Consider the following 10,671-nt stretch of genomic DNA (forward strand, 5'->3'; position numbering starts at 1 on the left):
ATTCCGCCTCAAGTCTGGCATTACGTCAAGTAACACAAGGGTAAAAAATGAGCGACAAAGACAGTTATGGTGAAATCCGGCGCGTTCTCAGCAATATCCGCTCTATCCGTGTTTTTGCACGGGAAACCGATTTTGAACTGCTTAAAGAAATGCATGAAAAGCTGGGTGCCGCCATTGAAGAGCGCCGCGCCGATGCAGAAAAAGAAGCAGCAGTCCGTGCTGAGCGAGATGAGAAACGCAAGGAGCTTTTACAACTGATTGAAGGAGAAGGCTTCACAGCCGAAGAACTGTTAGGTGATAATGTTAACATTAGCAAGACCCGCAGCAAAACCCCAAAAACCCCAGCAAAATATGAATTTGTCGAAAATGGCGAAACCAAAACATGGACAGGAAAGGGGCGCAAACCGAAACCCATTGCCGAAGCCCTGAGCGCCGGACGTAGCCTTGACGAGTTTTTGATATCAACGCCGCAGCAAGAGCAGAAAACCGAACCAGACAACGAATAGACCAAGAAGCCCTTCCCCCGCATGAAAGGCTTTTTTTGATGCTAAAAACCCTCACGTTAAGCCGAATAACATACCAACCCAATATAAATGAGCATTCACCTAGTATTCACTAGGTGAATAATAAAATGTATTTAATAAATACATACAAATTGCACATTAATTAATTACTAATTAAATACAAATTGATAATCACAAGGTGTGTATATGTTATTTACATTTTAATACATAATTTATAAATACTTGTTGCATACTACAAGGTATTTATTTAGTATTTACTGACGATATATAAATCAACGGAGGGGGGTATGATTCTGGTTATAGGTGGAGACAAGGGCGGTACAGGGAAAACCACACTTGCAGCAAATTTTGCTGTTTGCCTGATAAAACAGGGTAAGGCGGTAACGCTCGTTAAAACTGACAATAACAACAGTATTTCCGACTGGTACGAGGAACGACAAAAAAACAACTTGCCACTGTTTCCTCTGATTGAATGTTTTGGCAAGGTTGAAAGCGAGATTAGATCAGTTGAAAAACGTTGTGACGTGGTGATCGTCGATACAGCAGGATATGATAGTCCTGAATTACGTAGCGCTCTACAATGCGCTGATGTATTAATTAGCCCCGTAAGACCATCATCACCAACAGAAGTAAATAGTCTGACTAAGGTCAATGGGATCATCAAAAAGGCACAACAACTAAACCCAAAGCTGAATCCGTGGATTTTATTGTACCGTTGCAAACCCAATCATAAAGATAGGTTGGAATTATATGACTACCTTACGGCGGATAAAGACTGGATTCAACCACTTCAATCCTTTGTAACACAAGCCACCGCTTTCGATAATGCCATGAATGAAGGTAAAGGCGTTCATGAAATGAAAGATACCGGAAAAGCTAAGGCTCAAATTGAGCTTGTTTTACAAGAGATAGGAGTATAAATAATGGCTCTTCCAAAAAAAGAATCCATAACATCCTCACAAAGTCCTGCAAACTTTATTAGGGAAGCGAATAAAAAACCGACTACAGTTAAAGGTAAGCGAATCACTCTGTATTTACCTTTAAACGTTGATGAGCAATTCACTGCCTTAGCTACCGATAACAACGTAAGTAAAACTATTATACTAAAGGCGCTTTTGGCGGCTTTCAAAGAACTCGACATTAACGAACAGAACCGACTGCTTTTCGATGCAATCAGAGATAGATAGTTTTAATTTTATAATCACTTAATCTTTCTTTTTTTCAAAAAAATCACAGGTATACAACTCAGCAATACTGCCAACTTCTATCAAAGGAATTTGGCAGATTTCAAGTATCTTCCTTAATTCATGTTTTGCCTTTTTTTTTAGATTCATTGGTAAATATAATTACCTTGCATACTTTTTTATTCTTTACATCAAACAATAAAAACGGGGCTGTTAGATTGTTCAATGCAAGGAAATCATGGTAAAATAGTTCTGTTCCATATTCAGCGGTAGGTGTTAAAAATTCCGACAATTTTACTTTGACAAAAACAACAACACCTTCGGGCATTAAGCGGTTAAGATTACAATAAATTTCAGATTCATCTTCACTTAACAGGCTACGTTCTTTAATATTCATAACACTCCCTGATCGTCAAGCATTCGTGCACTTTTTAATATCGGATAACCTTTTTCATTTATCACAATATCCAGTAAAAAGCATTCCCCTAAAAGGCTCGATGATTTAAAATCAATACCGCCTTGTTGTGAAGCATAGTGCCCTCCTGTTTTGGCATTGAAGAATAAATTTATTTTAAAATAGTCGCCTGAATCAAGACAACGGAAGTAACAACAAAGTTTTGACCTATCCCACACTTTAAAGTTAAGTTGCGCCGATACCTGTTGTTTTGACACTAACAGATAGTGATATTTTACTGGCTCTAAACCTGCATTAACGGCATCAAAATAGCTTCCGCCGGATAACGCATCAGCCTCTATCAAAAAATTCTGTAGTCGTTCTTCTTCTGTCAAAATTTTACTCCTTTTGAATTCCTCCAAAAACCCCGTGTAGCGGCTGGCGAGAGCTACAAATGTGCACATTTGTAGTGGCTACGCCTATCCGGGGTCTTGTGTTTTTATGTGGTTCTGTCGGCTATTTTGCATGGCAGATTCTGGAAATGCAAACGACGATTTTTCAACGTTGCTGCAACATTCTTTTGTCTTCGACCATCAGAAAAAAGTGTCGCTGACAGTCAGCAAAAAGAAAAACCGCCTAGCAGGGTGGGAGGGGTATGGAGATTCATTTTGGCTATGCATCCGCCCTTCTCAGGGCGGGCTTCGGCGGATTAATATTGGGGGAATATTGTTACTGATGAGTGCCGCCTTCCATGCGCTAACGCGCATTATTAATATGTTTTACTTACTACTCACGTGTTTTATGAGTTTTACCCAGTCCTTATGATTCATAGAAACAAAATTTTTATTTTCTGGTTCCAGTAAGTATTTAGAGAAAACGCCTCTTGTTTTCCCGATTAACTCGTAAACTTCTTTTTGTGATAAAGAATGCTCTTTCATCACTTTTTTTAGATTATTTGGCGTGTAACCTAACTCAAAATCTGTCATGTTAACTCTTTAATAAAATCGGTTGTGAGTTCTGAAAGGGGTAATGTTTTTACATTTTTACGAATAATTAATTTTATCGATGTTAGCCATCAGAAAATCAAAAGCGTTATTAACCGCTTTCATTAATTCATTACCTAATGGATTACGATCTGGATGATACTTCAATGCTAATTTTTTATAGGTTGTTTTGATATTTTTCTCAGTTAATTCACCGGATAAATTAAATATGTTTAATGCTTCTTGTATGTTCATTTTAAGCCTCTGGCCTTTTGGCCTCTATAATTGGTGACATCAGTTCGGTTATCTCTTCCGTTCTGATAAAGCCATTAAGTATCACTTAATGATACATTGCAAGCCTTTTTGTGTTTTTTCCCGGATAGTTGTATTAGCGGCGTTTTGTCATCTGAATGGACTGACTTATCAAAAATCGTTTTTAAGCGGCCTAGAAAGCCTGTGGTGAGGTTTTCGTTCTATCAGATGTATGAACGGATAACCAAATATTACGATCGTTCTACATTGATTACAGAGGGATATAACGCAGAGTTAATGTATTTTTCCGAATGACTCTTTTTGAACTGTCGATACCTATTCAACCATTGTATCGCTGGTAGTCTGAAATTGACCCATGACTCGCACTGTTCGTCACGTAGAAGCTCCTGTACGCCTCTGTAAGCATTTTCGCGCCTCCATGCCCAGCACAGAGTATCTCAAACAGAGAAAACGGCGCTACAGGCTTTCCGGGGGCTTTAAATCGAAAAAAGAATGGGTTCCTGTAACTCCCACCGCTCGCCGCAGTCTTTGGCTGAGGCGTACCGCAGGCGCGAAGCGACGAGGAACGAACAGCCAAAGCGAGGAAGCGGAAGAGCACCCAATGCCGATTGAGGCACGTTCACACCGATGCTTGAGATGGGCACTGAGGGTTTTATCAGGAAGGGGAAAAATCTGCATCTACCGGGTTTTCGGGAAGTCAAGTTATCCACAGACTCAAGGGGGTAAAACCCGGTTAAAAGATTAGTTATGTATAAGTTAAATAAGTTAAGGGGATTTTTTTGGCTGTAGGTGTATGAAATACAATAATTTTTACGACTTGTTGGTTTTTAAATCACAGTATTTGGTTTTTAAATCACAGTATTTGGTTTTTAAATCACAGTAGTTAGGTTTTTAAATCACAGTTGGTTTTTGGTGTTATCCACAGTATGACCGGATGTTTTTTGTTCGTTTTGGCTCGTTTCTGTTGATTTGGTTTTTAAATCACAGTATATTGGTTTTTAAATCACAGTATATTGCGATTTTTAGTGGTTTTTAAATCACAGAAACGAGCCGACCAAGTGCTGCTAACACCTGACCGGCTCTTACCAACAACCCTAGACTAGATAGGATTGAGGCTATGGCAGATCATACAATTAATCAGAGAGTAAGCAACTTGAGAACATTACGCCCCCGTAAACATGAACTAGAATTTTTTATTGCTGATGAGGTCGAGCTTTCCAGTTTTAGGGATGAAATGGCAAGCATGGAACATCCATTTTTTGCCTTGAAAGGGGGTGATACTAAAATTAGAAAATACACAAATGGTAATGTAACCGTTATTGTTAAGGCTACTGCTGATGGATTAGCAACCGTTTTTGATAAAGATGTGTGGATTTATAGTATATCAAAATTACAGGAGGCGATAAATAACCATCAAGAAATCAGTAGAACAATTTGTTTTACGCCTTATGATTTTTTTGTAACAACGAATAGAACAATTAGTGGTAGAACATATCAAGAGTTAGAAAGGGCTTTAGATAGATTAAAGGGAACAACTATTAAGACCAATATAGTTTATTCAGAAGAAAAGCAAGAAAGTATTGGTTTTGGCCTTATTGACAGTTGGCGGATTCTTGAAGAAAAGAAAGGTAATCTTGATATTGGTATGATAGAGGTAACGTTACCGGACTGGCTCTATCAGGCATTGCATAAAAAGAAAATGCTAAAAATTAGTCCAGATTACTTCCGTATCCGAAAAGCAATAGATAGGCGACTTTATGAAATAGCCCGTAAACATTGTGGTAATCAGGGAGAGTTTACGATATCTCTTGAAAAACTGCATTTAAAAACGGGGAGTACCGCATTGTTGAAAATGTTCAGACATAACATTAAGCAACTGGCTAAAGCGAACGACTTGCCAGATTACAGTATTCGTTACGATGTTAAAGCGGATATGGTGATTTTTAATAACCGTAATCTGGCACCGGAGCAGGAAGAAAAAGAGCAACAACGGGAAAAAGGTAAGCGGGAAATTTATAAATTAAAAAATTCATTGGCAGCCAAGCGAGGTGGAAAATGAAAAATAATGTTTATCAATTCCCACAGGGAAAGCAGAGAGAGTCCGTAAGAAAAGCGGCTTCACACTCAAAAAGGAAGCGCTTTTTTGCCAAATTTTTAAAGCTTTTTTCAAAAAGTATTTATTGGGTTTGGTTTTTCATTCGGCTTGTGGTTGCCAGTAGCTTACATACGGTAACAGGTATTGTGCTCGCGCTACTGTATGGATTTAAAGGCGTGATGATTTTTCTTGGGGGAGGGATTTGTCTTGTCACTTACTTCCATCTGGGAAAACATTTCATTGCGCCGAATAACTATACCATCCCAATCCTTGCGGCAGTTTGTATTATTGCTTTATTGGGAGAGGCGTTAATCAGTTTTCTAAATGATGTGATGCCGTTTCATCGACTACTTGGTATCCGGGAGAAAGAGGCTAAAATCAAGGATGATGAAACAAGGCAGGTAGCGAATGATGGGTAATGTCGCATGTTACGATATCAATTGGTTTATACGAGGTTATGTATGTCTAGTTTCGTCCCCCATTGCCCTAATGATAATGAAATATTGGGTATCAAGATGAGACAAGTTTGGTAAAATTGCGCCATAAAAACACAAGACCCCGGATAGGCGTAGCCACTACAAATGTGCACATTTGTAGCTCTCGCCAGCCGCTACACGGGGTTTTTGGAGGAAGAATGAAGTTTATCAGTTTTAGAATAAAGAACGATAATTATAACAAATTAAAGGATGCGATAATAAAGTTAAGTGGTAAAACCCCCGCTGCTTTTTTTTCTGCCCTTGCCAATAAAATTATTTATCAACATACGACAGACGTCGATACCATTTCCAGCAAAGAAGCGCCATTATCAAATGTGAGGCAAATCCGTTTATCTAATGAGATGCTTAATCAATTGACTCAGCAAGCAGATTCCCGGCACTGGTCAGTGGCTAAAGAAATCCGGTTTATGTTAAATCTTGCCATGACGACGGAGCCTGTTCTTCTGGATGAGGAAGTGGAAGAATTACGCCGTGCAAGAAATGCGGTCAATACGGCGGGGCGCAATCTGGCGACGATTATTCGTCAACGTCAGTATCATGATGTAAAAGAAACGGAGTTGTGGGAAGCGGTAAAAAAAATCAATAATGACGTTGGGGATGTGAAAAAAGCCGTGCGACAATTGACTAACGCCGCCGTGAATGTCCGTAGTGTAAAAATCCGGAATACGCCAAAATGATAAGGTGATTTTATGTCAAAAAGAATAGGTAAAAAATCGGATGATGAATATAAAGCACGTAAATTACGCGGGCAACAGGAGCAGGTCAGACGGACACCTTATAACTTTAAAATGCGCAACGGTGGCGCGAAATATGAAAAAAACATCCAAAGCCGGATGCTACAGCAGGGGGCGAGTCGTGAGGTAATGGTAAAAATCACCGGCAGCGCTAACCGGCCTCGCGGGGTTAAAAATGAAATAAACTATATTGCACGAGAAGGGGAAATTACCTTGCGTGATAACAATGGCGTAGAATATCACATAGCTGACCGGGAGCAACGAAAAGAAGCGTATGAATCGCTTATCGATGATGAAGATAAAAAGCAGTACACCCATGACCGCTCACCTAATCTGGTGCATAACATGGTATTTTCATCACCGAAGATAGCCGAGGTGCCAGAGAAAGATATTTTTAAAGCGGTAGAGGAGACACTAAAGCAAAAATATCCTGAAAATCGCTTTTTGATGGCATACCATACCGATAAAGAACATCACCCGCATGTTCATGCATTGTTACGCATTCCTGATAATGGTGGTAAGCGGATCAACATTCGTAAAAAAGATCTGCGCGAGTTACGTGAAAAGTTTGCAGTAAACCTACAAAAAATGGGTTACAAGGTCAAATGCACTCATAAATATGAGTTCGGGAAAAAAGAACAGCTTAAACGTGAGCCTGATCGCCTACGCAATCTGTTTGAAGTGGTTGAGTTTGGTCGAACAAATTACCTGTTTGACCCGAAAAACAAGCAGCAAAACTATATCACTCTGCGCACCCTGAAAAACAAAACAGAGATGACGAGATGGGGCAGCAACATTGCTGATGAAATCAAGCGTGAAGGGGTAAAAGTCGGCAGTGTGATAAAAATGCGCAAGGAGGGGGAAACAACAGTAAAAGTACCGTTGACAGACGGGCAGGGCAATAAGCAGGGATGGTCAGATCACAAGCGCAATAACTGGCGCATCGAAAATCAGGGTGCAATGGGAATAAAACCCGCGCCGTTTGATAAGTTGAAACCATTGGATACCTCAGAGCAGTTATTGAAGCCACAGCGCGGTTTTTCGCTGTTTAAACAAAATCAGGAAGCGACAGTTAAACTTCAGCAGCAACAAAAACTGGGTATTCGCGTCGGAATATTCAAATTTTAATGTGAAAGAATGGCGAGTATTATTCTTCACGGGTATACTGCATTGATGAAAAAGACACTTTCCTACCACGATGCATTGTTTAAGCAATTTCTTGGTGATATCACCATCGCTCGGGATTTTTTGCAAATTCATTTACCGGAAAAGCTTCGCCAATTGTGTGATTTTAGTACGCTGGCGATGGAGTCCGGCAGCTTTATAGAACCGGGCCTGCGTAGTCAGTGCTCGGATATGCTCTATTCCGTGCAAACCACATCTGGACGGGGTTACATCTATTGTTTATTGGAGCATCAGAGCCGCGCTGAAAAGCTGATGGCGTTTCGTCTGATGCGCTATGCCGTCGCCGCCATGCAGCAGCATCTTGAGCAGGGCAACGACACCTTGCCGGTGGTGATACCATTGCTGTTTTATCAAGGGAAAACCTCGCCGTATCCTTACAGCACCCATTGGTTTGACTGTTTTTGTGATCCGGAACTGGCAAAGTCTGTCTATACGCAGGCGTTCCCACTGGTTGACGTGACGGTTATCCCGGACGAGGAGATTATCACACATCGGCACGTGGCCCTGATGGAGCTGGTGATGAAGCATATCCGTACCCGCGATATGCTAGAGTTAAGTCATGAGATAGCATCCTTGCTCAATCAGTGGGTATTGCAGCCTGAGCTATTTCGCGGATTAATATGTTATATTGTAGAAAGAGGAAATACTTCTGATGCAAAGCAATTTTTGCATCAGATTGCGCAAAGAGCAACTGATTATCGGGAGGTGGTGATGACCATTGCAGAGCAGCTACGGCAAGAGGGCGAGAAACTTGGTGAACAGCGTGGCATAGAAAAAGGCATCTTGAAAGGCCGTCAAGAAGGCCGGCATGAAGCAAAAATCGACATGGCAAGACAATTTCTAGCCAACGGCGTTGATCGGGCGATTGTTAAAATGTCTACTGGGTTGTCTGATGCTGAGATTAATGCCCTGATGGATTAATCGATGTCGAGTAACATTATTTTACCTCGCTCATTTTATGAGCGTGATACGCTTTGTGTGGCAAAGGATTTGTTGGGAAAAGTTTTAAAGTTTGCAGATTATCATGGGGTTATCAACGAAGTTGAAGCCTATGTAGGGCAGGATGATCCGGCCTGCCATGCCGCGAGAGGCTGTACGCCCCGAACAGCAATCATGTTTGGTGCTGCCGGGTTTTCCTATGTTTATCTTATCTACGGTATGTATCATTGCCTGAATATTGTGACTGAGCGTGAAGGTTTTCCAGCAGCGGTTTTAATTCGGGGAATCGATTTATATAAACCCACAGTTCTTTCTTTAAATGGGCCGGGTAAACTCTGTAAAAAATTAAACATCACAAAAAATAATAACCAGATTGATTTAACGCAGTGTCATGGTTTTTGTGTTTATGACTCTACTATTGAACCTGAATATATTGCCACACCAAGAATAGGCATAAAAGTGGGCACTGATAAGTTGTGGCGCTTTAAGACAAGATAAAATCTGAGCATAACGCTTAAAGCATACTCACCTACATTAAGATATCCTTGCCGCTTTTCTGCGCAGTCGCTATAATTGAGATGTTAACCGTTCATGGTTAATCGGGCGTCAGAACCCGTGTAGCTCGTTGGCGACATAGACGCCAGAAGCGTCTTTTTTATGTCGTGAAAACGCTTAAGCATACCTAAAACTATGGTGGCTCAGGCGGGGCACCCGTAAGGGTGGCTGGTATCCAATGAGGCCGGTTTCTGACCCCTGTCTGGGCTACCACCCATGAGTGTCAGAACTCCTGTGGTAGCAAAACCAGTTACTCATTGGAGGTTGCTATCATGGCTACTACCCCCCTGAAAACTCGCCCTAAAAATCTGCATCTCATTTTCTGTAAGCGTGTCTGTAACGCCAGACCCGCCATCCTCGCTAAATTTGCGCGCATTTCACGTCATTTAACGCCTCGCCAACGGGCATCCCTTCTGAAAGTAGGGGGGGGGTCGCATGAACAGCGCCATCAAGCAATTTTGCCAAAGTTTAACGATCCCCTGTGGGTTTACCGATGCCGAATCTCAGGATTATACCAATGCCGCGATGACGGATATTCTGGGGATGACGATAGAATCTTCTCAGGTGCTGGACGTTTTTCATGCACACGAGGAGGTCGTTCGCCATAAAAAATTGCCGTTATCGCTGCTCAGTACGTTATCCGGTGGTTACAAGGAATCTCCCCAACCGTGGCGGTTTGATTTTTTTCCGCGCTTCGATGAGAAAGATGTTTACGAAGGGGCATTTTTTTATGCCCAACCCTTCCTGTTTTTATCGCTGCTTGAATATATCGAAGGTGAGTCACCTTATCCGGTTATGTTATCTAAACTTAACGATATGTTTACGGATAGAGAATGGGATGTTTTATTCCTCTCTTTACAGCGGTTACGCAAGAAGGAGATTGCAAAGTGGTTAGATATTGCAACTAAAACAGTCGAAGTCCATTTACATAATATTTATAGAAAAGCGGATGTACATCACGCAAATCAGCTTAGGCTATTTTGCCGAGAAAAAGGAATAAATCGTTATCTTCCTCCTGAATTTCTGCCTTCTGGTAGTCCGGTCATTAGCGTTTAAGACTCGTCGTCAGAGCGATGTGCTCTGACGATATCGTTAATGCAGAAGGAAGAAATAATGAAACCTTTTTATGGGCACCTCGAAAAACCTAAGCCGAGTTTGATTTTGCTGATAAAGTTATCGGAAGCTGGTCTACTGAGCTAACCACCATGAAGAAACGCAGCGCCATTAAGAATGACCTCTTTGCAAACCAGTATCACCAACAGACGATCGACAAGTTGGGTGACCCGCTGGTCAAGATCGAAACCTGTA

Annotated in this window: 14 protein-coding genes and 2 pseudogenes; 13 read left to right on the forward strand and 3 right to left on the reverse strand. The window is 41.2% G+C overall.

Translation table 11 applies throughout. The features are described 5' to 3' along the window. Nucleotides 1-47: 47 nt before the first annotated feature. The 3 genes from CBG25_RS06620 to CBG25_RS06630 all read left to right on the forward strand — a co-directional run bounded on the left by CBG25_RS06620 (nt 48) and on the right by CBG25_RS06630 (nt 1,711). Nucleotides 48-506 (forward strand): H-NS family nucleoid-associated regulatory protein, encoded by a 459-nt coding sequence (locus CBG25_RS06620; protein WP_290605495.1) that lies wholly within the window; start codon nt 48-50, stop codon nt 504-506. A gap of 305 nt (nt 507-811) precedes the next feature. Next, nucleotides 812-1,444, forward strand: a complete 633-nt coding sequence (locus CBG25_RS06625) for a division plane positioning ATPase MipZ (RefSeq protein WP_290605497.1) — start codon at nt 812-814, stop codon at nt 1,442-1,444. A gap of 3 nt (nt 1,445-1,447) precedes the next feature. Continuing rightward, on the forward strand, nt 1,448-1,711 hold the full coding sequence (locus tag CBG25_RS06630) for a hypothetical protein (RefSeq protein WP_290605499.1): 264 nt from the start codon (nt 1,448-1,450) through the stop codon (nt 1,709-1,711). A gap of 118 nt (nt 1,712-1,829) precedes the next feature. On the opposite strand, the gene CBG25_RS06635 is transcribed toward CBG25_RS06630, so the two are convergent. Beyond that, nucleotides 1,830-2,105, reverse strand: a complete 276-nt coding sequence (locus CBG25_RS06635; RefSeq protein ID WP_290605501.1) for a DUF2726 domain-containing protein — start codon at nt 2,103-2,105, stop codon at nt 1,830-1,832. Continuing rightward, nucleotides 2,102-2,497 carry a hypothetical protein gene (locus tag CBG25_RS06640; protein ID WP_290605503.1) on the reverse strand — a complete coding sequence of 132 codons (396 nt, stop codon included), beginning with the start codon at nt 2,495-2,497 and terminating at the stop codon, nt 2,102-2,104. The genes CBG25_RS06635 and CBG25_RS06640 overlap by 4 nt, the downstream gene beginning before the upstream one ends. 130 nt (nt 2,498-2,627) lie before the next feature. On the opposite strand from CBG25_RS06640, the gene CBG25_RS06645 reads away from it, so the two are divergent. After that, nucleotides 2,628-2,927: a hypothetical protein gene (locus CBG25_RS06645; protein ID WP_290605505.1), complete on the forward strand. Its 300-nt coding sequence runs from the start codon at nt 2,628-2,630 to the stop codon at nt 2,925-2,927. A gap of 227 nt (nt 2,928-3,154) precedes the next feature. On the opposite strand, the pseudogene CBG25_RS06650 reads toward CBG25_RS06645, so the two are convergent. After that, a pseudogene (locus CBG25_RS06650) lies at nt 3,155-3,340 on the reverse strand (DnaJ domain-containing protein); the annotation flags it as partial. A 436-nt stretch (nt 3,341-3,776) separates the two neighbouring features. On the opposite strand from CBG25_RS06650, the gene CBG25_RS06655 reads away from it, so the two are divergent. From CBG25_RS06655 to CBG25_RS06695, 9 genes and pseudogenes are all read left to right on the forward strand, one after another. Continuing rightward, nucleotides 3,777-4,103 carry a hypothetical protein gene (locus CBG25_RS06655; RefSeq protein ID WP_290605508.1) on the forward strand — a complete coding sequence of 109 codons (327 nt, stop codon included), beginning with the start codon at nt 3,777-3,779 and terminating at the stop codon, nt 4,101-4,103. A gap of 372 nt (nt 4,104-4,475) precedes the next feature. After that, nucleotides 4,476-5,417: a replication initiator protein A gene (locus CBG25_RS06660; protein WP_290605510.1), complete on the forward strand. Its 942-nt coding sequence runs from the start codon at nt 4,476-4,478 to the stop codon at nt 5,415-5,417. Then, nucleotides 5,414-5,872, forward strand: coding sequence for a hypothetical protein (locus CBG25_RS06665; protein WP_290605512.1), 459 nt, complete (start codon nt 5,414-5,416; stop codon nt 5,870-5,872). The genes CBG25_RS06660 and CBG25_RS06665 overlap by 4 nt, the downstream gene beginning before the upstream one ends. A gap of 215 nt (nt 5,873-6,087) precedes the next feature. Continuing rightward, nucleotides 6,088-6,627 (forward strand): hypothetical protein, encoded by a 540-nt coding sequence (locus CBG25_RS06670; RefSeq protein ID WP_290605515.1) that lies wholly within the window; start codon nt 6,088-6,090, stop codon nt 6,625-6,627. A gap of 12 nt (nt 6,628-6,639) precedes the next feature. Further along, entirely contained in the window at nt 6,640-7,812 is a 1,173-nt protein-coding gene (gene mobP1 / locus CBG25_RS06675) for a MobP1 family relaxase (protein ID WP_290605517.1), read from the forward strand. A 45-nt stretch (nt 7,813-7,857) separates the two neighbouring features. Continuing rightward, nucleotides 7,858-8,790, forward strand: coding sequence for an Rpn family recombination-promoting nuclease/putative transposase (locus tag CBG25_RS06680; RefSeq protein WP_290605522.1), 933 nt, complete (start codon nt 7,858-7,860; stop codon nt 8,788-8,790). A gap of 3 nt (nt 8,791-8,793) precedes the next feature. Further along, a complete protein-coding gene (locus tag CBG25_RS06685) occupies nt 8,794-9,306 on the forward strand; it encodes a DNA-3-methyladenine glycosylase (protein WP_290605519.1) in 513 nt (170 codons plus the stop codon). A gap of 248 nt (nt 9,307-9,554) precedes the next feature. After that, nucleotides 9,555-9,617, forward strand: a pseudogene (locus CBG25_RS06690) (hypothetical protein); the annotation flags it as partial. 181 nt (nt 9,618-9,798) lie between these two features. Further along, nucleotides 9,799-10,419, forward strand: a complete 621-nt coding sequence (locus CBG25_RS06695) for a helix-turn-helix transcriptional regulator (RefSeq protein WP_290605521.1) — start codon at nt 9,799-9,801, stop codon at nt 10,417-10,419. Nucleotides 10,420-10,671: the final 252 nt, after the last annotated feature.

The organism is Arsenophonus sp. ENCA, assembly GCF_002287155.1.
Lineage (GTDB): Bacteria > Pseudomonadota > Gammaproteobacteria > Enterobacterales > Enterobacteriaceae > Arsenophonus > Arsenophonus nilaparvatae.